The following is a 25,507-nucleotide window of genomic DNA, read 5'->3' as shown; positions in this document are numbered from 1 at the left end:
CAGTCCCCCCACCGGGCGTCCCCTCCCTCGTGCGTCCGACCACGCTGGTGGGTCCGCCCTCGTGCGCGCGTCCGACCACGGAGGTGGGTCCGCCCTCGTACGTGCTCCCGCCACCTGCGCGGCCACCGCGAAGGAGCTCCCACCGGGTGCGACAATGGGCCCGTGATGCGGACCTACCGAGATGAGGCCGTCGTCCTGCGCACCCACAAGCTGGGCGAGGCCGACCGCATCATCACGCTGTTGACCAGCGACAATGGCCAGGTCCGGGCGGTCGCCAAGGGAGTGCGCCGCACGACGTCCAAGTTCGGGGCGCGGGTCGAGCCGTTCTCCGTCATCGACGTCCAGCTGCACCGGGGACGCTCCCTCGACATCATCACCCAGGTCGAGACCATCACCTCCCACGGGCGCTCCCTGGCCGAGGACTACGACCTCTTCACCCCGGCCACCGTCATGGTGGAGACCGCGGAGCGTCTCACGGCCGACGCGGACGAGGGGTCGCACGCCCAGTACCTGCTGCTGGTCGGCGCTCTCTTCGCCCTCGCCCACCGTCGGCACGACCCGATGATGGTGCTCGACTCCTACCTGCTGCGTGCCCTGGCGATCGCAGGGTGGGCGCCCTCGTGCTTCGACTGCGCGGTGTGCGGGGTCGAGGGGCCCCACACGGCGTTCTCCGTCCCGGAGGGTGGTGCCGTGTGCGAGCACTGCCGTCCAGCGGGATCGGCGGCGCCCTCGGCGGGGGCGATGGCGCTGCTGGGGGACCTCCTCAGCGGGGACTGGGGACCCGTGGACTCCGCGCAGGACTACTGCCGCAACGAGGTCGTGGGACTGGTCTCGGCGTACACGCAGTGGCACCTGGAACGACGGCTGCGTTCCCTGCAGGTGCTGGAGAGGTCGAGGTGAGCATGGAGGACCACAGGTCCGGACCGTCCGGGGAGGACCGCAGGACGGGTGGGCCCGGGACGTGGGGTACGCCCGTCGTCCCCGCAGGTCCGGGGGCGCTCCGGGGCAGTGGGCCCGCCCCCATGGACCGCGCGCCCGCGGACCCCAGCGCACCCGTGGCTGGGCCGGGGGAGTGGCCGCGTCCGGCCCCCCACCTGGCGGCCTCCGAGGTGCCCGCCCACGTGGCGCTCGTGATGGACGGCAACGGTCGGTGGGCGAACTCGCGCGGTCGGACGCGCACCGAGGGTCACCGGGCCGGCGAGTACGCGCTCATGGACACCGTCGCCGGGGCCATCGACGCCGGTGTGCGCTACCTGTCCGTCTACACCTTCTCCACGGAGAACTGGAAGCGTTCCCCCGCCGAGGTCCGCTTCATCATGTCCTACGCCTCCGACGTCCTGCGTCGCCGCACCGCCCAGCTGGACGAGTGGGGGGTGCACGTGCGCTGGTCGGGGCGCGAACCCCGCCTCTGGAAGTCGGTGATCCACGCCCTGCGGCAGGCGGAGGCCACGACGCGGCACAACGACACCCTGGACCTGGTGATGTGCGTGAACTACGGGGGCCGCGCGGAGATCGCAGACGCCGCACGCTCCATCGCCGAGGACGTCGCCCAGGGGCGCCTGAAGCCCGGGGGAGTCACGGAGCGCACTTTCGCGCGTCACCTCTACCTGCCCGACGTGCCCGACGTCGACCTCATGGTGCGCACCTCGGGGGAGCAGCGGATCTCCAACTACCTCCTGTGGCAGTTGGCCTACGCCGAGATGATGTTCGTGGACACGCCCTGGCCCGCCTTCGACCGCGAGTCCCTGTGGGACTGCCTGCTGGGGTACGCGGGGCGGGAGCGTCGCTACGGCGCGGCGGAGGACCACCCGGGGTCCTGACGAGGGCGGCCCGGTGGGGACTGACGAGGGCGGCCCGGCGGGTCGACAGGTGGTCACCGACGAGGTCGGCCCCCGCACCTGTCCGTGGTCCCTCCCACGACGACCCGCCCCGAGTGCCCTGTCCGGGTCGCCGGACCCGGGGGCGGAGGGCCCCGGGCGGGGTGGCGCTCAGGCCCGCTCGGTGGAGTGCGCGACGGCGGGTGCCGCCTCCTCGGCGTGCCCGATGCGGTGGCCGCCGTGGCGTCGGTGCCACTGCAGCCCGATGAACAGGGCGGCGACACCGGCGAAGGCTGCCCAGGCCCACGGGCTGCCGGCGATCGCGGCGAGGGCCGCCTGCCACACGGCCAGCATGCCGAGGCCGTACATGAGGGCCCAGGCGACACAGCCCGGCACCATGGCCAGGGTGTAGGTCCGCCAGCGCAGGCGCACCACGCCCGAGCCCGCATTGACGGCCGTCTGGATGCCGACGGTGAGGAAGCACAGGGGGATGATGATGAGCCCCCAGCGCTCGAGGAGGGCCGCGCCCTTGCGGGGGGTGGGTCCGTTGAACCAGTGGGCGATCCGACCCACCAGGCCATTGCGGTCGGAGGCCTTGAGGGCGCCCGCAGCGGCGAGCCTGCCCAGCCAGTACGTGCCCTGGGCGCGCAGGAGGACGACGAAGAACAGGAAGACGATCAGGCGTACACCGGAGGAGGCCCAGTCGGGAACGGGCATGATGACTGCTTCCTTGTCAGACGGTGGTGGGGGATGGTGTGGCGTCCGGTGCGTCCGCGGTGGTGCCTGCCGGTGTCGCCGGGGCCGGGTCCTCGTGACGCGCCGCCGAGCAGGTGGCGCACAGACCGAAGAGTTCCATGGAGTGGTCGACCTCGGTGTACCCGTGCTGGCGGGCGACGTCGGCGACCCAGGACTCCACCTCGGAGAGCAGGATCTCCTCGGCGTGCCCGCACTGCCGGCAGACCAGGTGGTGGTGGTGACCGCGGTCGTCGCAGAGCCGGTAGAGACTCTCCCCATCGGCGGAACGCAGGACGTCGACATCGCCCTCGGAACTGAGTCCCTGCAGGTTGCGGTACACCGTGGCGAGCCCGACGCGGTGGCCCTCCTCGCGCAGGTCCTCGAAGACCTGCTGGGCGGAGCGGAAGTCGTCCACGCGCCGGAGCTCGGCGAGGACGGCCTGGCGCTGTCGCGTCATGCGTTGCACTGTGCCTCCGATGGTGGTCCAGGACGAGGGGGACGCCCTCGTTGCCGGGGCGGTACGCACGGCCGTGCGACGCCCCACTCCCGTAGGGTAACCCCCCGCGCAAGAGGTCTCCACGTGGGACACGGTGTCAGAAAATCCGCGTGATTCCGCGGGTGGTCGGGAGTCGCCCCGTCCTGTCCGTGGGGCCTCGCGCCGGGGCAGGGCGAGGCGGCACGGGGCGGGGCGGTGTCAGACGGGGGTGCGGCTGCCCCGGGGGCGTGGATCCGATCCGGCACGCTCCGGGGCCTGGGCCGTGGACCCCCGCACGACGAGGTCGGGGGTGTACACGTAGGCTTGGTGCTCCTGAGGTGATCCGGGCTCCATGGACGTCAGCGCGCGGACCGCGGCCGTGGTGATCGCCTGGACCGGTTGGCGCACGGTGGTCAGGGGAGGGTCCAGGTGTGCCATGAGCATCGAGTCGTCGAAGCCCACCAGGGAGACGTCCTCGGGCACGCGCAGCCCCATGGCGTGGATGGTGCGTGCCGCTCCCAGGGCCTGCAGGTCCGAGCCCGCCACGATGGCGGTCGTGCCGGCCTCGACGAGCCCGCGTGCCGCGCTCGCAGCGGCCTCGTAGGTGTAGAAGGTCTCGGTGATCCGGGGGTCGGTGTCGCCGAGCTCGCGTCCCATCACCTTCCGGAACGCCTCGGCCTTGCGGGCCGCCGGGACGATGTGGGTGTGACCACCCAGCAGGGCGATGCGCCGGTGGCCGAGCTGGACGAGGTGGTGGACGGCTGCCTCAATGCCCATGGCGTCCCCGGTGGAGAAGTCGGGTGCGGGCACCTCCGCGCGGGCGCCGTTGACGGTGACGAAGGGGACGCCACTGGCGGCCAGGTAAGCGTAGCGGCTGATGTCGGCGCGGTAGTCGGCATGCCGACCCGAGACGAAGACGATGCCGGCCACGCCGCGATCCAGCAGACTTCGGACGTACTGCTCCTCACTGGTCCCCCCCGGTGTCTGGGTGCAGACCAACGGCAGGAACCCCGCACGCGTGATCTCGGCCTGCATGGAGTGGGCGTAGAGGGCGAAGATCGGGTTCACGAGCTCCGGGGTGATGACCGCGATGGCGGAGGAGTTGCCCGGGCGCTCGGCGTTGGGGCGTTCGTAGCCGAGGGAGTCCAGCGCGACGAGGACCTTGTGCCGGGTCTCCCCGGAGACCTGTCCCGAGCCGCTGACCACCCTGGACACGGTGGCCGTGGAGACGCCGGCCAGTGCGGCGATGTCCGCCATTCGCGTACGGGGTCTCGACATGGGTCCTCCTCCGTGGGGCGCGTCCTCGCTGCCTGTGAATGTAACAGTTCGTCAACGCTTCCTGCATCAATCACCCAATCCTTGCAGAAGATTGCAGCAACGATTACAGTCATGTTCAGCGACCGTGCTCACCGATGAGTGCGGCGGAGACACCACTGAGGAGTTGACATGCGAAGAGGTATTGCTGCTCTGGGAGCCCTGGCACTGGTGGGGACCCTCGCGGCCTGTGGCGGGGAGGCAGACCAGTCCGGTGACGCCGCCTCCGGCGCCGCCGGGGACCAGTCGGGCGCGGCCGGGGTGGGAACCCTCACCATCTGGGCCGATGACACGCGCTACGGGGAGATGCAGGAGTTCGCGAAGGACTTCACCGCCGCGACCCAGATCGAACTCTCCGTCGTCCAGAAGTCCGAGTCGGACATGGACCAGGAGTTCATCACCCAGGTCCCCACGGGCAAGGGCCCCGACCTGATCGTCATGGCCCACGACAAGCTCGGCGCCCTGGTCACCAACGGCGTGGTGGGAACCGTGGACCTCAGCGACGTCCAGGACGAGTTCTCCGACTCCGCCGTCCAGGCCGTCGCCTATGACGGCCAGACCTACGGGGTCCCCTACGCCATCGAGTCGGTCGCGCTGGTGCGCAACAACGCGCTGACGACCGACACCCCCACCACCTTCGACGACATGATCTCCTCCGGGGAGGCCACGGGGGTGAAGTACCCCTTCATCATCCAGATGGGTGACGAGGGCGACCCCTACCACTTCTACCCCTTCCAGACCTCCTTCGGGGCGCCGGTCTTCGAGCAGTCCGCTGACGGCTCCTACACGACCGACCTGGCCCTGGGCGGCGAGAACGGCACGGCCTTCGCCGAGTGGCTGAAGGCCCAGGGCGACGCGGGCATCCTGGACCCGGCCATCACCTCCGACGTCGCCAAGCAGGCCTTCCTGGACGGCGAGGCACCCTACACGGTGACCGGCCCGTGGAACGTCACCGCCTTCCGTGAGGCGGGGATGGACGTCTCGGTCCTCCCCGTGCCGAAGGCCGGCGACCAGGATGCCCAGCCCTTCGTCGGGGTCCAGGTGTTCTTCCCCTCGGCGAAGACCGAGAACCAGCTGCTGGTCAACAAGTTCCTCGAGTACGTCGGGACGGCCGCAGCCCAGCAGCAGCTGTACGAGATCGGCGGACGTGTGCCGGCGATGACCTCGGTCGCCGAGGGGATCGACGACGAGGACATCAAGGGCTTCGCGACGGTTGCCGGAGCAGGTGTCCCGATGCCGGCCATCCCGGAGATGGGTTCGGTCTGGCAGTTCTGGGGTGTCACCGAGGCGAACATCGTCACCGGCAAGGAAGCCCCCGAAGAGGGCTGGTCGACTATGGTCGAGAACATCAAGGGTGCCATCGGTCAGTGACACACCTCGACTGACGGCAGTCAGGGGCGTCCCCGGGCCCGAGGGGCCCGGGGACGCCCCGACCCTCGCCCTCGTCCCATGACGCAACAACAGGAGCACCCCATGGCTTCACCGGGCACCTCACCCAGCACCACCACACCCCCCACCCGCCACACCAACTCCCACGCCCGTGACGTGGGGGGGCGCGGCTTCCTCCTCAAGCTCGTCCTCGTCATGCTCGTGGACGCCCTGGGTGTCTACGGCATCCTCACCGCCTGGAACGCCGGGTCATGGGGGATCGTCGCCGTCCTCGTCCTGCTCCTCGTGGCGGTCAACGTCGTCTACTTCTCCCCGCGGATGCTGCCCGCGAAGTACCTGCTCCCCGGGCTGGTCTTCGTCCTCGTCTACCAGGTCTTCGTCATGGGCTACACCGGCTACGTGTCGCTGACCAACTACGGGCAGGGACACAACTCCACCCAGCAGGACGCGATCTCCGCGATCCTCCAGAAGCACGAGAAGCGGGTCGAGGGATCCCCCACGGTGCCGGTCGCCGTCATCGACGACGGGGGCACGCTGGGGTTGGCCGTCCTCGACCCGGACACGGACGTCGTCTCCGTGGGGACCCCGGACCAGCCCCTGGAGCCCGTGGAGGGCGCCGAGGTCGGAGCGATGGGCATCACGGCCGTCCCCGGGCACGACGTCCTGACCTTCGCCCAGCTCAGCCAACGCCAGCAGGAGGTGGCAGGTCTGGCCGTCCCGGTCTCCGACGACCCCTCCGACGGCCACTACGTCACCACCGACGGCTCCAAGGGCTACCTCGCCCGCTCCACCTTCTCCTACGACGCGGCCACAGACAGCATCACCGACAACGAGACGGGGACCACCTACACCGCGACCGACGCGGGTGCCTTCGTCGCCCCGGACGGGACGGAGCTCACCCCCGGGTGGCGGGTCTTCGTGGGGCTGGACAACTTCACGAACATGGTGGTCAGCCGTGACCTGGGTGGGCCCTTCCTCAGGGCACTGGTGTGGTCCTTAGTGTTCGCCGGTGGCTCCGTGCTCACGACCTTCGCGCTCGGCCTGTTCCTGGCGCTGGTCTTCTCCGACACCCGGGTGAGGGGGCGCAGGATCTACCAGTCCCTGCTGATCCTGCCCTATGCGTTCCCGGCCTTCCTGGCGACGCTGGTGTGGAAGGGGATGCTCAACGAGCGCTTCGGGTTCGTCAACCAGGTGCTGCTCGGGGGTGCGGAGATCCCGTGGCTGACTAACGGGCTGCTGGCCAAGGTCGCCATCCTGGGCGTCAACCTGTGGCTGGGCTTCCCCTACATGTTCCTCGTGTGCATGGGCAGCCTCCAGTCGTTGCCCTCCGACGCCCTGGAGGCCGCGAAGATCGACGGCGCCGGGGCGCTGCGCACCGTCTGGTCCGTCAAGCTGCCGCTGGTGCTCCAGTCGACGGTGCCGCTGCTCATCGCCTCCTTCGCCTTCAACTTCAACAACTTCTCCCTGATCTACATGCTCACCGGGGGAGGCCCGAACTACCCGGGCCTGTCGGTGCCGGTGGGGGAGACGGACATCCTGATCTCGATGGTCTACAAGATCGCCTTCGACAGAGGAGGCCAGGACTACGGCCTGGCCTCGGCGATGTCGATCGTCATCTTCATCGTGGTGGGCCTGATCGCCTGGGCCGGTTTCCGTCGGACGCGAGCACTGGAGGACCTGTGATGAGTGCACCCGGTACGACCCCCCTGGAGGTGGGGCGCGAGGAAGGACGCAGCACCGGCGGGCCGGGGAGGAGGACGCGCCGCACCACCCGGCGGGCGCCGGAGGAACTCCACACCTCCCTGAAGGGGCTGCGCTGGTGGGCGGAGGTCGGGTGGCGTCACATCGTCGGCGTGGTGGCCATCATCTACTGCGTGGTGCCCCTGCTCTACGTGCTCTCGGTCTCACTGGTCCCCAATGCGACGTTGACGGGGTCCAACAGGTTGTTCGCGACCTTCAGCACGCAGAACTTCTCCGCGCTGTCCGGCACGGAGTACTGGAGCTGGATCCGCAACTCCCTGGTGGTCTCCATCAGCACCGCCGTCGGCACGGTGCTCATGGGGGCGAGTGCCGCCTACGCCTTCTCCCGCTTCCGCTTCCGGGGACGGCGGGGCACCCTGACCTTCCTGCTCCTGGTCCAGATGTTCCCGCAGATGCTGGCCTTCGTGGCCCTGTTCCTGCTGCTGCTCTCACTCCAGGACGTCTTCCCGGCCCTGGGCCTGAACTCCCAGCTGGGGCTCATCTGCGTGTACCTGGGTGGTGCGCTCGGGTCGAACACCTTCCTCCTCTACGGGTTCTTCAACACCGTGCCCAAGGAGTTGGACGAGGCCGCCGAGATCGACGGCGCCTCGCACGCCCAGGTGTTCTGGACGATCATCATGCCCCTGGTCCTGCCGGTCCTGGCCGTGGTCGGACTGCTGTCCTTCATCGCCAGCTTCGGTGACTTCGTGATCGCCCGGGTGGTCCTCCAGACCCCCGACAGGTACACGCTGGCAGTGGGCATGTACAACTGGGCGGCGGATGCCCGCACCGCCCCGTGGGGTCTCTTCGCCGCAGGAGCAGTCGTGGCGGCGGTCCCGGTGGTGCTGATCTTCCTGTACCTGCAGCGCTACATCGTCTCCGGTCTGACGGCGGGGTCCGTCAAGGGCTGAGTGGAGCCGGGAGGGGCTGTGCCACCGGTGCCTGTCACGGACCGGTGCCCGGTCCCTCCGGACCGCCGTGTGTGGTTCCCCTGTCAGGAACCCGCGTCGCCCTCGTGGGCGAGTGGGTCCACCCGCATCAGGGTGTGGGCCCGCCCTCGTCAGGGTGTGGGTGCGCCCTCGTCGGGCTGTGGGTGCGCTCTCGCGGGGGTGCGGTCCGCCCTCGTCGGGGAGGACCCGCGCGATGCGCACCCGTCCGCCCGGGCGCGCCCACCCGGACGGCACCGGCCCCGGGGTGCACCTGAGGCTAGAATCTGCACAGCCAGGAGCCGCGCCAGCCAGGTGCGGCCCACAGGACACAAGGAGTGCACCAAGTGGCACAGGGTTCCAGCCGCCTCGATTCCGTCATCAGCCTGGCCAAGCGCCGTGGCTTCGTCTTCCCCTCCGGAGAGATCTACGGCGGCACCCGGTCCGCCTGGGACTACGGCCCCCTGGGCGTGGAGCTCAAGGAGAACATCAAGCGCCAGTGGTGGAACCGCGTCGTGCGTTCCCGTCAGGACGTCGTCGGCCTCGACTCCTCCGTCATCCTGCCGCGCAAGGTGTGGGAGGCCTCCGGCCACGTCCAGGCCTTCACCGACCCGCTCATCGAGTGCCTGAGCTGCCACAAGCGCCTGCGCGAGGACGAGCTCATCGAGAACTACGCCGAGCGCAAGGGCCTCACCGAGGACCAGGTCAGCCTCTCCGACCTGCCCTGCCCCAACTGCGGCACCCGCGGCCAGTGGACCGAGCCGAAGGCCTTCTCCGGCCTGCTCAAGACCTACCTCGGCCCCGTCGACGACGAGGCCGGGCTGCACTACCTGCGTCCCGAGACCGCCCAGGGCATCTTCACGCAGTTCGCGAACGTCATGTCGACCTCGCGCATGAAGCCCCCCTTCGGCATCGGCCAGATCGGCAAGTCCTTCCGCAACGAGATCACCCCCGGCAACTTCATCTTCCGCACGCGTGAGTTCGAGCAGATGGAGCTGGAGTACTTCGTCGAGCCCGGCACCGACGAGGAATGGCACCAGTACTGGATCGACGAGCGCTTCTCCTGGTACACCGACCTCGGCATCGACCCCTCCCACCTGCGCATGTACGAGCACCCCCAGGAGAAGCTCTCCCACTACTCCAAGCGCACCGTCGACATCGAGTACACCTTCGGTTTCCAGGGCAGCCAGTGGGGTGAGCTCGAGGGCATCGCCAACCGCACCGACTACGACCTCACCGTCCACTCCGAGGCCTCCGGACAGCACCTGGACTACTTCGACCCGGAGAAGAAGGAACGCTGGACGCCCTACGTCATCGAGCCCTCCGCCGGCCTGACGCGCTCCCTCATGGCCTTCCTGGTGGAGGCCTACTCCGAGGACGAGGCCCCCAACGCCAAGGGCGGGGTGGACAAGCGCACCGTGCTGCGCCTGGACCCGCGCCTGTCCCCGGTCAAGGTCGCGGTCCTGCCGCTGGCGCGCAAGCCCGAGCTCACCGGCCCCGCCTCCGAGCTCGCCCAGGAGCTGCGCTCCACCTGGAACGTCGACTACGACACCTCCGGCGCGGTGGGGCGCCGCTACCGTCGCCAGGACGAGATCGGCACCCCCTTCTGCATCACCTACGACTTTGAGTCCGTCGAGGACCACGCCGTCACCGTGCGTGAGCGCGACTCCATGGAGCAGGTGCGCCTGCCCCTGGACGAGGTGCGTCCCTGGCTCGTCGAGCGCCTGGGGTGCTGCTGAGTGGTCCCCACTCCCGCCGTCAGCGGTCCGGCCCCCCGTGTGGAGGTCGGGCCGCTGCGTCTGTGGTCCCCGGTCATCCTCGCCCCGATGGCCGGGGTCACCGACGCGCCCTTCCGGCGCCTGTGCCGCCGCTTCGGTGAGGAGGGGCTGCGCCCCGGGCTGCGTCCCGCCCCGGTGAGCTCGGCGGACGAGGGCGGACGCGCCCTCGTCGGTGGTGCCACTGGTGGTGGGTCCGCACGCAGGACCGGGATGGACGAGGGCGGACCCGCCCTCGTCGATGCGGACAGGGACCGCGGCACCGCGCCGGCAGGCGCACCCACCACCCCAGGAGCGCCCTGGACCCGCGGGGTGGACGCCCCGGCCGGGCTGTACGTGACGGAGATGGTGACCTCCCGGGCGCTGGTGGAGGGCAATGCCGAGACCCTGCGGATGGTGCGCACCGACCCGGAGGAGCGCGTGCGCTCCATCCAGCTCTACGGGGTGGACCCCGCGACCATGGCGGCGGCCGTGCGGCTGCTGGTCGAGCGTGACCTGGCGGACCACATCGACCTGAACTTCGGGTGCCCCGTGCCCAAGGTGACCCGCAAGGGCGGGGGAGCGGCCCTGCCGTGGAAGCGGGACCTCTTCGAGGACCTCCTGCGCGCGGTGGTCGGCGCCGCCGAGGGGGCCGGGAGGGCTGCCGGGCGCGAGGTGCCCGTGACCATCAAGATGCGCGTGGGCATCGACGACGACCACCTCACCTACCTCGACGCCGCACGCACCGCGCAGCGCTGCGGGGTGGCGGGCATCGGGCTGCACGCCCGCACCCAGGCCCAGTACTACTCGGGGCACGCCGACTGGACACGCATCGCGCGTCTGCGCCAGGAGGTCACCGTACCGGTCTTCGGCAACGGGGACGTCTTCTCAGCGGCCGATGCGCAGGGGATGATGGAGCAGACCGGCTGCGACGCCGTGGTCATCGGGCGCGGTTGCCAGGGAAGACCCTGGCTGTTCCGGGACCTGGTGGCCGCCGCCCACGGCCTGCCCGTGCCCGCGGGGCCCACCCTGCGCGAGGTGGCCGAGGTCATCGAGACCCACGCGCGGTGGTGCGTGGAGGACCAGGGGGAGGAGCGGCGCGCCATGCGTGAGATGCGCAAGCACGTGGGCTGGTACCTGCGCGGCTTCGCCGTGGGCGGGCCCGCGCGGCGCGACCTCAACCTCGTGTCCTCCCTGGCGGAGCTTCACGAAAGGTTGCGTGCCCTGGACGTCGACCAGTCGTTCCCGGCGTCCGCGGAGGGCGCACGGGGGCGGGCGGGGACGCCGAAGCTGCCCCACCTCCCTGAGGGATGGCTCGACTCGCCGTGCCTGTCGGAGGCGGAGCGCTCGGAGTTGCACCTGGCCGAGGACGGTGTCTCCGGTGGGTGAGGGAGACGGGCTGCTCGTCTGGCCTCCGCAGCTCCTGGGCAGCGGGGACGTGGACGGTCGCGGTGAGGGTCGCGGTCATGGTGACCGTGACCGAGACCGGGATGTCGCATGGTCGGAGGGGAGTGGAGGAGCGCGACCCAGCGAGGCGGGTGCGCTGCGCAAGGTGCGACCGGCGAGGATCGGGCGTGGTGAACCTGCGGTCGAACTCGGTGGCCCCACCCGGATCATCGTGCCTCTGACCGGTGCCGACGTCGACGAGCTGCGTGCCCAGTGCCAGGCCCTGGGAGGCCACCCCGTGGACCTGGTCGAGTGGCGGGTGGACCAGCTGGCGGCTCTGCGCGGTGGGCTCGGGGTCGTGGGCGGTGGTGCCTGTGGCTTCGGTGAGGCCGGTGGCGACGGTGGCTCCGCCCGACCGGTCCGCGCCGGGGAGTCCCGTGACACCGTTGAGCCCGTCGCACGGCGATCACGACCGGGGCGCGTACTGGGGAGGACCGCGAGACATGCGGTCGAGGAGGCGCTCGAAGTGGTCCTGGGGCAGGCCGGACTGCCGGTGCTCGCCACGGTGCGCACCGTCCACGAAGGTGGGGCCGCAGATCTCGGGGACCTCGGATACGCGGAGCTCGTGGAATGGCTGGCCAGTGGCGGCGCTCATGCGGTCGACGTCGAGTACCGGCGTGCGGGTGCTGCGTCGATCATCGAGAATGCCCACCGTGCGGGGACTGCGGTCATCGCCTCGAACCACGACTTCGGGGGCACACCCCCCGAGGACGAGGTCATCGCCCGGCTCGTCGCCATGCGTGACCTCGGGGCCGACGTGGCCAAGGTGGCCTACCGCGCGCGGGAACCGCTGGACATGTTCCCCGTGCTCAACGCCCAGATGTGGGCACGTGAGCACCTGGGGATCCCGGTCATCGCCATCTCGATGGGGGTGGCGGGCGCCATCACCCGCATCGGCGGAGAGCGCCTGGGCAGTGCTGCGACGTTCGCAACCGTGGGTCGCGGGAGTGCACCCGGACAGTTCAGCGCCGAGGCCGTCGCCGAGGCCCTGCGTGACGAGTCCCGCCCCTGACCTCCCCCCTTGCGCGAAGTCCGCTCTGTTCTGTGTGTGAGGTCCGCTCTGTTCGGGGCGCGAAGTCCGTCCTCCGCATGCACCTGGGTCCTGGCAGGACCATGCGCTGATGGGCGAGAACTCCGACGGCGAGGAGTCAGTCGCGTGATGCCGCGGATCTGGCGCGTGCAGTGTCCTGGGGCTGTGGGCGCGAGCACCTGGGAGCTCATGCCTCTGGTCCTGTCGGCCCTGCGCGTCCCCGCGGCAGACAATGTTGGCGGTGGCGGTGCGCCTTGTCCCGGTCGGGCAGGTGTTTGTGCAGGTCACACTCACTTCGTCTGAAGTGACGAAACCACTCGGATGGCACATTGTCTGCCGTGGGTCGTCGCGCCGCGCGGTCGGAACGAATCTGGGCCCGGCACGTGAGAGTGGCACGCTAGCAATGAGGTGCAAGGTGGGAGGTGGGAGGAGCGAGGCACCGGGTGTCGACGTGTCCGGCAGGGAGTTGCTCCGGGGACGGACCTTGTCGGGAACTTGACGGTCCTCGTCACGGATCAGGACGGACTTCGTCACGGCAGAGCGGACCTCGTGCCCCGAAGTGAGCGGACCTCATGCCCCGAAGTGAGCGGACTTCGCGGGGGGGCGGGGCGGGGGCGGGAGGGAGAGAGGTCAGTCCGTGTGCTCGAAGGGGGCGGGCTGGATGCGGGCGGTGTCGAACCAGGCGCAGGTCTCGGGCGGAACGGTCCGCGTGACCCCTGCGGGATGGGGGGTGACCTGGTCCATGACGTGGGAGGACACGAGGAACCTATGCTCTGCCGGCACCTCCACGGGCGCACCGGACGTGTTGAGGACGACCATCGTTCCGGCGCAGACGTGGACCCCGACCCCCGGATGGGTCCAGTCCAGGTGGTCGACGAAGGCGAAGGAACCCGAACCCATCGCCCGTTCGTTGCGCAGACGCAACGCGGTGCCCAGGGTCCGTGCCTCCATGGAGGCACGCTCGTCGGCCGCCCACGTGCGGTGTGCCCGACCTTCCCCGAGTGGGTGCAGGCGTCCGGCGAGGTGCTCGAAGGGCACGTAGACCGCACCGGGAACGGACAACTCGTACAGGGCCATCGCTGCGCGGCGCTCCGGCGAGGCCCCCACCTCCCAGGAGCCCTCCTCGGGAGCATCGTCGCGCCCGTTCAGCGCGCGACCCGACGCATGCCAGGCCGCCACGTGTCCCAGGAGGTCGCGGTCCTCGAGTGCGCGCCTGACCCTGCCCCTCAGCAGATCCGCGTCCCACGGGCACGTGGTCAGCGAGTCGTCGCGGAGGTGGTGGAACCACTCCTCCTCGAGGTGACGGTGGAAGGCGTCGTCGTCGGTGGTACTGGCCTCGGCTGCGAGGATCGGCAGGGCATCGAAGTCCGCGAGCTCCGCATGGAGGATGCGCACCAGCTGGGAGAAGCGCTCGGCGTGCCGGGCGCGCCGCACGGGATCCGGCGACACCGGATCCCCGCAGGTGTCGTCGATCCGGCCCAGGTCGATGCCGTCGGCCCCTGCCTTGAGCGCAGCCCGCGCCCGCAGCACCAGGGTCGTCACGCCATCCTCCAGGTCGATGAAGGTTCCCCCACACCCACCGGGCAGGGTCGCCCCGGACAGGCGCACGATCACCTTCACCCCGGCATTGTGGACACGGGTGATGAAACGCTCCAGGGTCGTGCCATCGGTGATGATGTTCGAACGGGCCGGGCGGACGAGGATGGCCGTGAACCCGACCCTGGCGATGTCCAACACGATGCCCTCGACCTCGGTGAGTTCCGTGTCGTCGAGACCGTCCGCCAGGTCGCACACGACCGCCCGACGCCACCACGGGAAGCGTCCGCGTTGGATGCGGTGGACGAGCGTCGTCGTGACACCGACGGGGGCTGGGGCAGGTGCGGTCTCGGTCACGTTCCCATTGTGGCCCATTCGGCGTCCCGAGGTGTGCGCGGGCGGGCGGGATAGGCTGGCGACGTGAGACAAGGACCACCACGCACCGGCCCGTCGGACGGTGCAGCCGGAGCAGGAGCCCCGACCCCCGGACAGACCGGTGGAGGCTACGGCCCCCATGACAGGGCCCGCTTCGTCACCGAGAGCCCGAAGAACCCCGCCCGCACCGACTTCGAACGCGATCGGGCGCGTGTCCTGCACTCCTCCGCCCTGCGTCGACTCGGTGCCAAGACCCAGGTGCTGGGGCCCTCCTCCGACGATTTCGTGCGCACCCGACTCACCCATTCCCTGGAGGTCGCCCAGGTCGGGCGCGAGCTCGGCAAGGAACTGGGAGCCGACCCCGACGTGGTCGACGCGGCCTGCCTGGCACACGACCTGGGCCACCCGCCCTTCGGCCACAACGGGGAACGCGTCCTGGACGAGCTCGCCGCGGAGGCCGGCGGCTTCGAGGGCAATGCCCAGACCCTGCGAATCGTCGCCCGCTTGGAGCCGAAGGTCCTCACCCCCGAGGGAACACCCGCAGGCCTCAACCTCACACGCGCCACCCTGGACGCCATCGCGAAGTACCCCTGGCTGCGCGGTCAGGGCCCGGACCCCGTCAGGTCCGCGCACAAGTACAGCGTCTACCCCGAGGACGCGGAGGTCTTCACCTGGATGCGCCAGGGTGCCGAGCCGGGCAGGCGCTGCCTGGAGGCCCAGATCATGGACCTCTCCGACGACATCGGCTACAGCGTCCACGACGTGGAGGACGCGGTGGCCACCGGCAAGATGGACCTCGCCCGCCTCACCACCGACGAGGAGTTCGACGCCGTCATCGCCTCCACCCTGGAGTGGTACGGGGCAGCGGTCAGCGCCGATGACCTGGCACGGGCCATCGAGCGACTGGTCTCCATGCCCGCCTGGCTTCGCTCCGACTCGGGTTCCTACGCCGACATGGCACACCTCAAGGACATGACCAGCCAACTCATCGGCCGTTTCTGCTCGGCCACGGTCCTGGCCACCCGCCAGCGCTTCGGTGACGGACCCCTGGGGCGCCACGGCGCGGACCTGGTGGTGCCGGCCACCACGCGCGCGGAGATCCAGGTCCTCAAGGGCATGGCCGTCCACTACGTCATGAGCCCCCGCGAGACCGAACCGGTCTACCTCCACCAGCGCACGCTGCTCGCCGACCTCGTCGATGTCCTGTACGAGGGCGGCCCCGCCGCGCTGGAGGAACCCTTCGCCACGGACTGGCGGGAGTCGGAGGGCGATGCGGGCCGGGTGCGCGCGGTCATCGACCAGGTCGCGACGCTCACCGATCCCTCGGCCTCGCGTCTGCACGCGCGCCTGTGCGGGATGCTCTCCACGCAGTTCTGAGCGTTCCCCCTCCGGAACAGGACCCGGCGCCGCCCTCGTCAATGCCGGTCGGCTCTGCCTTGCACGGCCCCCCGACGCGGGCGAGCGGGCCCGTCCCGCTCCGACCCGCCACCCCTGTTCGCCGCTGGCGCACGGGCCTGGGGACCGCCGTCGCAGCGGGTGGCCTGCGCATAGACTGGGCGCCATGGCTGGCCTGATCCGACGCGAGGACATCGCGTCCGTGCGCGAGGCCTGCCGCATCGAGGAGATCGTGGGCGAGCACGTCGCCCTGCGCACCGCCGGCGTCGACTCCCAGAAGGGACTGTGCCCCTTCCACGACGAACGCACCCCCTCCTTCCACGTCCGCCCGGCCGTGGGCCTGTGGCACTGCTTCGGGTGCGGCGAGGGCGGGGACGTCATCTCCTTCGTGCAGAAGATCGACCACCTCTCCTTCTCCGAGGCCGTGGAGATGCTCGCCCAGCGCGCGGGCATCACCCTGCACTACGAGGAGGGTGGGCGCCAGGTCCGCAGTGAGGAGCCGGGGCGCCGCCAGCGCCTCCTGGACGCCCACCGCGTGGCCGAGGAGTACTACCAGTCCCAGCTGGCCACGCCGGAGGCCCATGTGGGACGCGCCTTCCTGGCGGGTCGTGGTTTCACCGAGGCCATGAGCCGCCACTTCGGGGTCGGCTACTCACCCCAGGGGTGGGACCACCTCACGCGCGTGCTGCGCTCCAGCGGCTTCACCGACGCCGAGATCCAGGCGGCGGGCCTGGGCTCCCAGGGCAGCCGCGGGGTCTACGACCGCTTCCGCGGGCGCCTGATGTGGCCCATCCGCGACATCACCGGGGCCACCGTCGGTTTCGGTGCGCGCAGGCTGGACGAGGACGAGGACTCACCCAAGTACCTCAACACCCCCGAGACCGCCATCTACAAGAAGTCCCAGGTGCTCTACGGCCTGGACCTGGCCAAGCGGGACATCACCCGCCAGCGTCGCATCGTCATCGTCGAGGGCTACACCGACGTCATGGCCGCCCACGTCGCCGGGGAGACGACGGCCGTGGCCACCTGCGGGACCGCCTTCGGCTCCGAGCACGTCCGCATCGTGCGCCGCCTCCTGGGCGACGCCGCCGACCCGGCCGCCGGGGTGGTGCTCTCCTCGGGCCGCGCACGCGGCGCGGAGGTCATCTTCACCTTCGACGGGGATGCGGCGGGTCGCAAGGCCGCCCTGCGCGCCTTCCACGAGGACCAGAACTTCGCCTCCCAGACCTTCGTGGCCGTCGAGCGCACGGGGTTGGACCCCTGCGACCTGCGCATGCAGCGCGGCGACCAGGCGGTGCTGACGCTCGTGGCCTCACGCACCCCGCTCTTCGAGTTCGTCATCCGCTCCGTGCTGGCCCAGGTCGACCTGGACACCGCCGAGGGGCGCGTGGCCGCCCTGCGCGGCGCCGCACCCGTGGTCGCGGGCATCAAGGACCGCGCACTGCGCCACGAGTACACCCGCTCCCTGGCCGGGTGGCTGGGCATGGAGCAGGGCGAGGTCGCGCGCGCCGTGCGCCAGGCGGAGTCGCAGCGGGGACGACCCGGGGACGAGGGCGGCCGCCCCCAGCCCGACCGGGCGGGGGGACCCGAACCGATGGCCGGAGCAGGTCTGCCCGGGGGCGCAGTGCGGCGTGGTCCCGAGGACCCCGTCACCAAGGTCGAACGCCAGGCCCTGGAGGCCCTGCTGCAACGGCCCATGGACCTGATCGGCTCCGGTTTCGAGGACCTGGACGGAGCGTCGTTCACGGTGCCCGCGCACCGCGCCGTCCACGACGCGGTGCGCGCCGCCGGTGGCCTGGACACCTTCACGGAGATGCTGCGCAAGGCTGAGTCCGCCCTCGGTGTGGGCGAGGAGTCGGAGGCCGCGGCGACGCGGGCCTTCGACGAGGCCGTGCGCGAGTCGGCCGGCGACGTGGTGGGAGCCGTCGTCACCGAGCTGGCCGTCGCCCCCCTGCCCCAGGACCGAGCCGGTGGGATGCGCGCCTACTCCCGAGGCGTCATGGGCGCCCTGGTGCGCATGGACCTCACGCGGCGCACCGGGGACGCGCGCGCGGCACTCCAACGCATGGACCCCGACGACCCGGACTACACGGCCACCTTCACCGAGCTCATGAAGTTGGAGCAGCGCAGGCGCGCCTTCTCCGAGGGCCAGCAGTAGGGACGGACCCGGCGGGGCCGGGAACGGTCCGGAGTGGGGCCGTGAGTACTCGGCGGGACGACGCTGGGACCCTGCCGGGGTGGGTGTCACCTGGTCTCGGAACGGGTGGACGCACTGCGCCGGGGCGCAGGTGCGGGCAGACTCCACCACATCGGAGAGCACCGATTCCCACAGGAGGACACACCCATGGCTGATGTCGAGAGCTTCACACTGGACCACACGCGGGTCAGGGCACCCTACGTGCGACTGATCGCCCGGGAGGAGGGACCCCAGGGGGACACGATCTCGAACTTCGACCTGAGGCTGGTCCAGCCCAACGAGAACGCCATCCCCACCGCAGGACTGCACACCATCGAGCACCTGCTGGCCTCCCTGCTGCGCGACCGCCTCGACGGCGTCATCGATTGCTCCCCCTTCGGGTGCCGCACGGGGTTCCACCTCATCACCTGGGGGACTCCCGGGGTGGAGGAGGTCGTCCGGGCGTTGACGGCCTCCCTGCGGGCCATCGCCGAGGAGATCACGTGGGACCAGGTTCCCGCGACGACGCCACTGAGCTGTGGCAACTACCGCGACCACAGCCTCTTCTCCGCCAAGGAATGGGCGCGCACGGTCCTCGACCAGGGGATCAGCACCGACGCCTTCGAACGCGTGTTGCCCAGGGGATGAACAGGTCGCGCGCGCCGCAGTGGGCGGCCCCGCGGACCCGGCCCTTCGCTTCCCTGGAGGGGGAGGTCGTCCTCGTCACCGGTGCCCGCCAGGGGATCGGCGCGGGTGTGCGGGACGCGTTCCTGGCGGTCGGGGCGCGGGTGGTCGGCGCCGACCTCGCATGGCAGGAGACCGTGCCGACCCGGGTCCCCGCCGGTTACTGGCGGGCCCACGTGGACGTTTCCGACGAGGGCGCCGTGGAGTCCCTGGTCAGTGCTGTGGAGGCGTCCCTGGGGACCATCGGGGTGGTCGTCAACTGTGCGGGTCTGTCCACCATGGCCCGGGTCGTCGACACCCCGGTGGGGGACTGGGACCTGGACGAGCGTGTCAATGCCCGCGGGTCCTTCCTGGTGGCACGCGCGGTGGCCCGTCGGCTGGAGGCCGCGCGCCGGGGTGGGCGCATCATCCTCGTCGCCTCCCAGGCAGCGAAGAACGGCTACCGCTGCATGGGTGCCTACGTGGCCTCCAAGCATGCGGTGCTCGGCCTGACCCGTACCCTCGCCATCGAGGAGGCCTCCCACGGCATCACCGTCAACGCCGTGTGCCCGGGCATCATCGAGACCCCCATGAAGCACCGTGAGCGCATCGAGGGCGGAGCCCTGCGCGGCATGACGGCTGCGGAGGTCGAGGCCGAGGACAACTCCCAGGTGCCCCTGGGTCGCACCGGGACCCCGGAGGACGTGGCGGGGGTCTGCCTGTTCCTGGCCTCGGACCTGGCGTCCTACATGACGGGGCAGGGGATCAATGTCACCGGCGGGATGACGATGCACTGAGGCGGTGCCGGAGTCCCGGAGCACCGGGGCGTCGGAGCGCTCGGCTCGGGACGGTGAGGTCGGCCCGATCGGGCGGGCCGTTGGTCGCCCTCGTCGATGTCCGTCGTGGTGCAGGGGCAGCTGCGGTGCGGCACCCGCCGCCGGGTGGGGGAGGGCATCACCCGGGCACGGCGGCGGCCGACCCGCAGCCCGGCGGTCGACAGGAGCGGCTCGCGCCCAACGGGAATGCCGCAGGTACGTGCGGCGTTGGGAGGAGCATGAAGAAGATCGCCTTCCTGTCCTTCGGGCACTGGGGGAACACGCCGGGCTCCCAGGTGACCAGCGCCTCCGATGCGCTCATCCAGTCCATCGAGTTGGCCGAGGCAGCGGAGGAGGTCGGGGCGGACGGCGCGTTCTACCGGGTCCACCACTTCGCGCGGCAGCTGGCCTCCCCCTTCCCGCTGCTCGCAGCAGTTGCTGCACGCACCTCCCGCATCGAGATGGGCACCGGCGTCATCGACATGCGCTACGAAACCCCGCTCCAGACCGCCGAGGAGGCGGGGGCGACCGACCTCATCAGTGGAGGCCGTCTGCAACTGGGGATCAGCCGCGGTTCACCGGAGCAGGTCAGGGACGGTTACCGGTACTTCGGTCACGTCCCCGCCGAGGGCACCACGGACGCGGACATGGCCCGGGACCACACGGACACATTCCTGAAGGTCCTCCAGGGGCGGGGCTTCGCCCAGCCGAACCCGCGACCCATGTTCCCCAACCCGCCGGGACTGCTGCGCATCGAGCCGCACTCCGAGGGACTGCGCAAGCGGATCTGGTGGGGTGCCGGGTCGCGCTCGACGGCGGAGTGGACGGCGCGCCAGGGCATGAACCTCATGAGCTCGACGCTGCTGACGGAGGACACGGGTGTGCCCCTGCACGTCCTCCAGGCCGAGCAGATCAGGGTCTTCCGGGAGGCGTGGCGTGAGGCCGGATGGGACTGGGAGCCGCGCGTGTCCATCAGCCGCAGCATCTTCCCAGTGGTCTCCGACCTGGACCGCGCCTACTTCGGTGGGCAGCGCACCGACGAGGACCAGGTCGGGTACCTCGACGGCGGGAACGCCCGTTTCGGGCGCAGCTACATCGGCGAGCCTGAGCAACTGGTGCGTGAACTCGCCGAGGACGAGGCGATCGCCGAGGCGGACACCCTCATGCTCACCGTGCCGAACCAGTTGGGAGTGGAGTACAACGCCCACCTGCTCGGGACCGTGGTCCGGGAACTGGCCCCCGCCCTCGGGTGGCGGTGAGGTCGCACCTTCCCGATCTGTGTCAGGTGACGTCCGTCCCTCCCGCCGGGTTCCCGGGGAGCGTCATCCGGGATCGTCGGGTGTGAAGATCTCCTCGATCCTCAGCCCGAACGTGCGTGCGATCTGGAAGGCGAGTGGCAGGGAGGGGTCGAACCTCTCCTTCTCGATGGAGATGACCGTCTGACGGCTCACGCCCAGTGCCTCGGCGAGTGCCTGTTGGGACAGCCCCCTCTCACGGCGGAGCTCAGGAAGTCGGTTTCTCACCGTTCTCATCTGCTCCTGCGCGCGATCCAGAGGTAGCTGACACCCCAGGCGAGGGCAGCGACGAGGAAGACGCACGAGAATGTCCAGGAGACCGCGGAGGGCAGCCAGAACAGTGCGAGGAAGGAGCCGAGTCCGCACACGACAAGGACGACGTGGAAGGAAATGGTCGCCGCCTGGGAGTACCACGCGCCCTCGACGCTGGCCTCGGGGTTCCGGACGGCTCCGGGCAGTGTCGTCCTGTCCACGACGAGCACCCAGGCCAGGGCGATGGCGCAGGGAGCCACGCACACACCCAGGATGACGCCTGCGATCCACTGGTAGGGACCATCGGGGTTCACCAGCACGACCCTGGCGATCCCCAGGGTGAGCGATGCCACGAGCCCCAGTGGCACGGCCACGCGCAGGGCCGGCACGCCGCCGGGCCTGGTGAGCCCGAGACGGCGTTGGTTCTGGGGTTCTGTCTCCTTCATGTCTCCTCCTCGACGAACGTTCATGTCAAGCACACTGTACAGTCAAGCTAGCTTGACGACAAGTGAACTTGACATGTCTCCATCCGTCGGGGCGGTGGGTCTCCACCCCGTCCGGGCTCCACGGTCGAGTGGACTGCCCGTCCGAGTTGGCCGCGCCGGCCGATCTGTGACTGTCGCCTTCAGGGGCTCGCCGTTCCGCCCCCGCCCTCGTCGATCGGCTTTCCCCTGCCCCGGGTGCTCGCGGCGCGGCGTAGCCTGACCCTGCCGCGCTGCGGTGGGAGGAGATGGAGACAATGGGAGACGGGGATGCCCCCGACGGCGCGCGGCGAGCCGGGGAGGAGAACCGCGGCTCCCCGTACGAGTCCGAGGATCCCCGCTCGGTGCTGGCACGTCTCTCGCGATCGACGTTCCGCTCGCGCTTCCAGCTCACCGGGCGTGACCGTGCCTACGCCAGGTCCAAGGGACGCGACACCATCGTCCGTCACGCCCACGAGCTCCTCGGGGGCCGCATCGCCGCGGCCCATCCCCACAACGACGGGCGCCAGACGCCCATGCGCGGCCATCCCGTGTTCATCGCGCAGCACGCCACGGCCACCTGCTGCCGGGGATGCGTGGCGAAGTGGTACCACATCCCCCAGGGGCGTGAGCTCACCCCGGGGGAGCTGGACCACCTGGTCGACGTGGTCATGGCCTGGATCGAGGCGGAGCTGGTCCGTGAGATCCACGGTTGACGGCGAGATCCACGTTCGCGGTTGAGATACCGGGGTGTGGCCGTGGATCTCGACGTGAACTCGGTATCTCAACCGGAGCTCGGTATCTCAACCGGAACTCGGTATTTCACGACGCACCCGGAGTCTCGCGATCGACCAAGACCGTGGAGACGCGAAGGGGGAGTGCTTCGAGGCTCGAACGGGGCGTGCTTCGAGGGTCGAAGGGGGCGTGCCTCGAGGGGAGGGGAGGAGAGGGGAAGAGAGGGAGGGGTGGGGTCCTGGGCAGCGTCGACGCTCGCTGGGCGGACGGTGGGACGCGGATCCGGTCGCTCGTCTGTTACGGTGTCCACGTGCATCTGAACCTGTGTTGTTGTCGCTGATCTGCTGACCGCTCCACGCCCCGGCGTGTCGACGCGGTCCTCTCGGCGCCACACAGTGCGACCACCCCTGATGAGCTGGTCGACGCACATCTCCTCGGTCCCACCGCACCACCCGTGCACCCACGTGTCGCACTGCGACACGGGACCTCCGCCTCCACCCCCACCGGAGCCATGCCATGAGCACCCGTACCCCGTCCGTCGACACCCTCCCCGCCGTCCGCGTCCCCTCCTCACGGACCACCACCGCCTCACCCTCCGGCGGTGCGGAGACCACGCCCCTCGCGATGACCTACGCGGACTCCGTCACCGACCTCATCGGTGACACGCCACTGGTGCGCCTCACCCGCGTCACCGAGGGGATCGGGGCGACGGTCCTGGCCAAGCTGGAGTACCTCAACCCGGGCGGTTCCTCCAAGGACCGCATCGCCCAGCGCATCATCGAGGCCGCCGAGGCCACGGGCCACCTGCGCCCGGGTGGGACCATCGTGGAACCGACGTCGGGCAACACCGGCGTCGGTCTGGCGCTGTTCGCCATCCAGCGCGGCTACCACATGGTCTTCGTGGCTCCCGACAAGGTCAGCCGGGAGAAGCGCGACGTGCTGCGCGCCCTCGGCGCCGAGGTGGTCGTCACCCCCACCAATGTCACACCGGAGGACCCGGACTCCTACTACTCGGTGGCGGACCGCCTGGTGGAGGCCATCCCCGGCGCCTTCCGCCCCGACCAGTACTCCAACCCCAACGGTCCGGCCTCCCACCACGCGACCACCGGCCCCGAGATCTGGCGCGACACCGCAGGTCGGGTCACCCACTTCGTCGCCGGCGTCGGCACGGGAGGGACCATCTCGGGCACGGGGCGCTTCCTCAAGGAGGCCTCCGACGGTCGGGTGCGCGTCATCGGCGCGGACCCGGAGGGCTCGATCTACTCCGGTGGTCCCGTCCACGGCTACTTCGTGGAGGGAGTGGGGGAGGACTTCTGGCCGGGCGCCTTCGACCCCTCCGTCCCGGACGCGCTGGAGCGGGTCAGCGATGCGGAGTCCTTCGGGATGACGCGCCGCCTGGCGCGCGAGGAGGGCATCCTCGTGGGCGGCTCCTCCGGCATGGCCACGGTCGCGGCCCTGCGGGTGGCACGCGACCTGCCCGATGACGCCGTGGTCGTGGTCCTCATGCCCGACTCCGGACGCGGCTACATGGACAAGGTGTTCAACGACGAGTGGATGGTGGGACACGGCTTCGCGGAGCCGCCCTCGTCCCCGCAGTGGGTCACCCCGCGGGCCAGCGAGGTCATCGAGCGCTACCGCATCGTGGGGGAGGGCGTGCCCGCCTCCGAGCCACTGGACACTGACGAGGGCGCCGCCCACGAGGGCGGGACCACCGACCCGGCCCGGACGGAGGGCCCGGCGTCGGCGCTGATCTCCGCGCACACTTCCGCGGCTGGTTCCGGGCGCACGCCCACCGCTGACCCCGTTGGAACCTCCAGCGCCGCGGACGGTCCGACGCCCACGGGTGACGCCTTCGCGACCCGCGCCATCCACGCCGGACAGGAACCCGATGCCGCCACCGGTGCCGTGGTGACGCCCCTGTACCTGACCTCCACCTTCGCCCAGGACGGCGTGGGTGGGCTGCGCGGGGGGTATGAGTACTCCCGCTCCGGGAACCCCACCCGCGACGCCCTGCAGGAGGCCCTCGCCTCCCTGGAGGGGGGCACGCACGCCTTTTCTTTCGCCAGCGGCCTGGCGGCGGAGGACACGCTGCTGCGCACGATCACGCGCCCCGGGGACCACGTCCTGCTCGGCAACGATGCCTACGGCGGCACACACCGCCTCATCAACTCCGTCCTCGGGGCATGGGGGGTGACGAACTCGGCGGTCGACACCACCGACCCGGTCGCCCTGGAGGCAGCTGTCCTCCGCGACCAGCCGAAGGTCGTGTGGGTGGAGACGCCCTCGAACCCGCTGCTCGGGATCACCGACATCCGGGCCGCCGCAGAGGTGGCGCACCGTCACGGCGCGCTCCTGGTCGTCGACAACACCTTCGCCACCCCGTGGCTGCAGAACCCGCTGGCGCTCGGCGCCGACTTCGTCGTGCACTCCACGACGAAGTACGTTGGTGGGCACTCCGATGTGCTGGGCGGGGCCGTCATCGTCGGTGACGACCGCTTCACCGAGCAGCTCGGCTGGCTGCAGAACGCGGCCGGGGCGGTCTCCTCTCCCTTCGACGCGTGGTTGACCCTGCGCGGGCTGAAGACCCTGGCCGTGCGCGTGGAGCGCCACTCCGCCAACGCCGCCGCGCTCGCGGAGGCCCTCGCCGGTGACGAGCGCATCGCCCAGGTCCTCTACCCGGGCCTGTCCACCCATCCCGGCCACGCGGTGGCAGAACGTCAGATGCGTGCCTTCGGGGGCATGGTCTCGGTGCGGCTGCGTGGGGGAGCCGAGGGAGGGGCACGGGCCGCGCGGGCCTTTGCGGCCTCGACCCGGCTGTTCACCCTGGCCGAGTCGCTGGGCGGCGTCGAGTCCCTCATCGAGGTCCCCGCCGCGATGACGCACTCCTCGGTGAAGGGAACCAGCCTGGAGGTGCCCGATGACCTCGTGCGCCTCTCGGTGGGCATCGAGGATGTGGGGGACCTCGTGCGCGACGTGCGCCGCGCTCTGGACGCACTGTCGGACCCGGTGGGCGCGGCGCGCGGCTGAGGTGGCGGCGGGGGTGGTCGGCTGAGGTCGGGGCCGGTGTGCCCGGTTCGGGCCGGGACCGGGCTGGCCGGCTGCTCCCGGCTGCATCGACGCCCGCGTCCAGCGCCCGGTGTGTCCCTCACCCCTCGCGGTGGCGGGGCGCGCGCGCCTC

The 25,507-nt window shown here is 70.7% G+C and carries 21 protein-coding genes; 15 read left to right on the top strand and 6 right to left on the bottom strand.

All coding sequences use genetic code 11. The annotated features are described in order from the left end of the window. Positions 1-165: 165 nt before the first annotated feature. Positions 166-900, top strand: a complete 735-nt coding sequence (gene recO, locus BQ9890_RS06230; RefSeq protein ID WP_043534162.1) for a DNA repair protein RecO — start codon at positions 166-168, stop codon at positions 898-900. Positions 901-1,022: 122 nt separating this feature from the next. Then, positions 1,023-1,820, top strand: coding sequence for an isoprenyl transferase (locus tag BQ9890_RS06225; protein ID WP_075892834.1), 798 nt, complete (start codon positions 1,023-1,025; stop codon positions 1,818-1,820). 168 nt (positions 1,821-1,988) lie between these two features. Here BQ9890_RS06225 and BQ9890_RS06220 read toward each other — a convergent pair whose 3' ends face one another. From BQ9890_RS06220 to BQ9890_RS06210, 3 genes are all read right to left on the bottom strand, one after another. Continuing rightward, positions 1,989-2,534: an SNARE-associated domain-containing protein gene (locus BQ9890_RS06220; protein WP_230297845.1), complete on the bottom strand. Its 546-nt coding sequence runs from the start codon at positions 2,532-2,534 to the stop codon at positions 1,989-1,991. A 16-nt stretch (positions 2,535-2,550) separates the two neighbouring features. Then, on the bottom strand, positions 2,551-3,018 hold the full coding sequence (locus BQ9890_RS06215; protein WP_075892832.1) for a Fur family transcriptional regulator: 468 nt from the start codon (positions 3,016-3,018) through the stop codon (positions 2,551-2,553). Between the two features lie 228 nt (positions 3,019-3,246). Further along, complete coding sequence (locus BQ9890_RS06210) at positions 3,247-4,305, bottom strand: LacI family DNA-binding transcriptional regulator (RefSeq protein ID WP_075890165.1); 1,059 nt, start codon at positions 4,303-4,305, stop codon at positions 3,247-3,249. Between the two features lie 168 nt (positions 4,306-4,473). Here BQ9890_RS06210 and BQ9890_RS06205 point away from each other — a divergent pair, with 168 nt between their 5' ends. The 6 genes from BQ9890_RS06205 to BQ9890_RS06180 all read left to right on the top strand — a co-directional run bounded on the left by BQ9890_RS06205 (position 4,474) and on the right by BQ9890_RS06180 (position 12,608). After that, the gene (locus tag BQ9890_RS06205; RefSeq protein ID WP_075890163.1) at positions 4,474-5,712 is read left to right on the top strand and encodes a sugar ABC transporter substrate-binding protein; all 1,239 of its coding nucleotides are present in this window, start codon (positions 4,474-4,476) and stop codon (positions 5,710-5,712) included. 102 nt (positions 5,713-5,814) lie between these two features. Continuing rightward, positions 5,815-7,413 (top strand): ABC transporter permease subunit, encoded by a 1,599-nt coding sequence (locus BQ9890_RS06200; protein WP_075890161.1) that lies wholly within the window; start codon positions 5,815-5,817, stop codon positions 7,411-7,413. Continuing rightward, entirely contained in the window at positions 7,413-8,381 is a 969-nt protein-coding gene (locus tag BQ9890_RS06195) for a sugar ABC transporter permease (RefSeq protein WP_078062271.1), read from the top strand. Before BQ9890_RS06200 ends, BQ9890_RS06195 begins: the two co-directional genes overlap by 1 nt. Before the next feature lie 362 nt (positions 8,382-8,743). Next, entirely contained in the window at positions 8,744-10,135 is a 1,392-nt protein-coding gene (locus BQ9890_RS06190) for a glycine--tRNA ligase (RefSeq protein WP_075890159.1), read from the top strand. Positions 10,136-10,222: 87 nt separating this feature from the next. Beyond that, the gene (gene dusB / locus BQ9890_RS06185; protein ID WP_075892828.1) at positions 10,223-11,539 is read left to right on the top strand and encodes a tRNA dihydrouridine synthase DusB; all 1,317 of its coding nucleotides are present in this window, start codon (positions 10,223-10,225) and stop codon (positions 11,537-11,539) included. Further along, the gene (locus BQ9890_RS06180; RefSeq protein ID WP_230297844.1) at positions 11,532-12,608 is read left to right on the top strand and encodes a type I 3-dehydroquinate dehydratase; all 1,077 of its coding nucleotides are present in this window, start codon (positions 11,532-11,534) and stop codon (positions 12,606-12,608) included. The genes dusB and BQ9890_RS06180 overlap by 8 nt, the downstream gene beginning before the upstream one ends. 648 nt (positions 12,609-13,256) lie before the next feature. Here BQ9890_RS06180 and BQ9890_RS06175 read toward each other — a convergent pair. Beyond that, positions 13,257-14,519, bottom strand: coding sequence for an alpha-amylase family protein (locus tag BQ9890_RS06175; protein ID WP_143226258.1), 1,263 nt, complete (start codon positions 14,517-14,519; stop codon positions 13,257-13,259). 63 nt (positions 14,520-14,582) lie between these two features. Between BQ9890_RS06175 and BQ9890_RS06170 the strand changes: the two genes are divergently transcribed. The 5 genes from BQ9890_RS06170 to BQ9890_RS06150 all read left to right on the top strand — a co-directional run bounded on the left by BQ9890_RS06170 (position 14,583) and on the right by BQ9890_RS06150 (position 20,845). Beyond that, positions 14,583-15,914 carry a deoxyguanosinetriphosphate triphosphohydrolase gene (locus BQ9890_RS06170; RefSeq protein ID WP_078062270.1) on the top strand — a complete coding sequence of 444 codons (1,332 nt, stop codon included), beginning with the start codon at positions 14,583-14,585 and terminating at the stop codon, positions 15,912-15,914. Positions 15,915-16,098: 184 nt separating this feature from the next. Beyond that, a complete protein-coding gene (gene dnaG, locus BQ9890_RS06165; protein WP_075890155.1) occupies positions 16,099-18,090 on the top strand; it encodes a DNA primase in 1,992 nt (663 codons plus the stop codon). 186 nt (positions 18,091-18,276) lie between these two features. After that, a complete protein-coding gene (locus BQ9890_RS06160; RefSeq protein ID WP_075890153.1) occupies positions 18,277-18,756 on the top strand; it encodes an S-ribosylhomocysteine lyase in 480 nt (159 codons plus the stop codon). Continuing rightward, on the top strand, positions 18,753-19,568 hold the full coding sequence (locus BQ9890_RS06155) for an SDR family NAD(P)-dependent oxidoreductase (RefSeq protein WP_078062269.1): 816 nt from the start codon (positions 18,753-18,755) through the stop codon (positions 19,566-19,568). The genes BQ9890_RS06160 and BQ9890_RS06155 overlap by 4 nt, the downstream gene beginning before the upstream one ends. A 257-nt stretch (positions 19,569-19,825) precedes the next feature. Continuing rightward, entirely contained in the window at positions 19,826-20,845 is a 1,020-nt protein-coding gene (locus BQ9890_RS06150; RefSeq protein ID WP_075890151.1) for an LLM class flavin-dependent oxidoreductase, read from the top strand. 63 nt (positions 20,846-20,908) lie between these two features. On the opposite strand, the gene BQ9890_RS06145 is transcribed toward BQ9890_RS06150, so the two are convergent. Further along, the gene (locus BQ9890_RS06145) at positions 20,909-21,118 is read right to left on the bottom strand and encodes a helix-turn-helix transcriptional regulator (RefSeq protein WP_195907635.1); all 210 of its coding nucleotides are present in this window, start codon (positions 21,116-21,118) and stop codon (positions 20,909-20,911) included. Continuing rightward, entirely contained in the window at positions 21,115-21,579 is a 465-nt protein-coding gene (locus BQ9890_RS06140; RefSeq protein ID WP_075890149.1) for a hypothetical protein, read from the bottom strand. The genes BQ9890_RS06145 and BQ9890_RS06140 overlap by 4 nt, the downstream gene beginning before the upstream one ends. Before the next feature lie 284 nt (positions 21,580-21,863). Here BQ9890_RS06140 and BQ9890_RS06135 point away from each other — a divergent pair, with 284 nt between their 5' ends. Further along, complete coding sequence (locus BQ9890_RS06135) at positions 21,864-22,310, top strand: DUF4186 domain-containing protein (RefSeq protein WP_075890147.1); 447 nt, start codon at positions 21,864-21,866, stop codon at positions 22,308-22,310. Positions 22,311-22,845: 535 nt separating this feature from the next. After that, positions 22,846-25,356, top strand: a complete 2,511-nt coding sequence (locus tag BQ9890_RS16220; protein ID WP_268258643.1) for a cystathionine gamma-synthase — start codon at positions 22,846-22,848, stop codon at positions 25,354-25,356. The last annotated feature ends 151 nt before the right edge of the window (positions 25,357-25,507 follow it).

It is taken from the genome of Actinomyces provencensis, from assembly GCF_900155435.1.
Taxonomy (GTDB): Bacteria; Actinomycetota; Actinomycetes; order Actinomycetales; family Actinomycetaceae; genus Pauljensenia; species Pauljensenia provencensis.
The sequence above is the reverse complement of the archived record's forward strand: the minus strand, read 5'-3'. Positions and strand labels throughout refer to the sequence as shown.

What these genes read in the sequence shown, in the direction of transcription:
- recO (WP_043534162.1), top strand. Translation starts at nt 166, where the DNA reads ATGCGGACCTACCGAGATGAGGCCGTCGTCCTGCGCACCCACAAGCTG.
- BQ9890_RS06225 (WP_075892834.1), top strand. Translation starts at nt 1,023, where the DNA reads ATGGACCGCGCGCCCGCGGACCCCAGCGCACCCGTGGCTGGGCCGGGG.
- BQ9890_RS06220 (WP_230297845.1), bottom strand. Translation starts at nt 2,534, where the DNA reads ATGCCCGTTCCCGACTGGGCCTCCTCCGGTGTACGCCTGATCGTCTTC.
- BQ9890_RS06210 (WP_075890165.1), bottom strand. Translation starts at nt 4,305, where the DNA reads ATGTCGAGACCCCGTACGCGAATGGCGGACATCGCCGCACTGGCCGGC.
- BQ9890_RS06205 (WP_075890163.1), top strand. Translation starts at nt 4,474, where the DNA reads ATGCGAAGAGGTATTGCTGCTCTGGGAGCCCTGGCACTGGTGGGGACC.
- BQ9890_RS06200 (WP_075890161.1), top strand. Translation starts at nt 5,815, where the DNA reads ATGGCTTCACCGGGCACCTCACCCAGCACCACCACACCCCCCACCCGC.
- BQ9890_RS06195 (WP_078062271.1), top strand. Translation starts at nt 7,413, where the DNA reads ATGAGTGCACCCGGTACGACCCCCCTGGAGGTGGGGCGCGAGGAAGGA.
- dusB (WP_075892828.1), top strand. Translation starts at nt 10,223, where the DNA reads ATGGCCGGGGTCACCGACGCGCCCTTCCGGCGCCTGTGCCGCCGCTTC.
- dnaG (WP_075890155.1), top strand. Translation starts at nt 16,099, where the DNA reads ATGGCTGGCCTGATCCGACGCGAGGACATCGCGTCCGTGCGCGAGGCC.
- BQ9890_RS06160 (WP_075890153.1), top strand. Translation starts at nt 18,277, where the DNA reads ATGGCTGATGTCGAGAGCTTCACACTGGACCACACGCGGGTCAGGGCA.
- BQ9890_RS06155 (WP_078062269.1), top strand. Translation starts at nt 18,753, where the DNA reads ATGAACAGGTCGCGCGCGCCGCAGTGGGCGGCCCCGCGGACCCGGCCC.
- BQ9890_RS06150 (WP_075890151.1), top strand. Translation starts at nt 19,826, where the DNA reads ATGAAGAAGATCGCCTTCCTGTCCTTCGGGCACTGGGGGAACACGCCG.
- BQ9890_RS06145 (WP_195907635.1), bottom strand. Translation starts at nt 21,118, where the DNA reads ATGAGAACGGTGAGAAACCGACTTCCTGAGCTCCGCCGTGAGAGGGGG.
- BQ9890_RS06140 (WP_075890149.1), bottom strand. Translation starts at nt 21,579, where the DNA reads ATGAAGGAGACAGAACCCCAGAACCAACGCCGTCTCGGGCTCACCAGG.
- BQ9890_RS06135 (WP_075890147.1), top strand. Translation starts at nt 21,864, where the DNA reads ATGGAGACAATGGGAGACGGGGATGCCCCCGACGGCGCGCGGCGAGCC.
- BQ9890_RS16220 (WP_268258643.1), top strand. Translation starts at nt 22,846, where the DNA reads ATGAGCACCCGTACCCCGTCCGTCGACACCCTCCCCGCCGTCCGCGTC.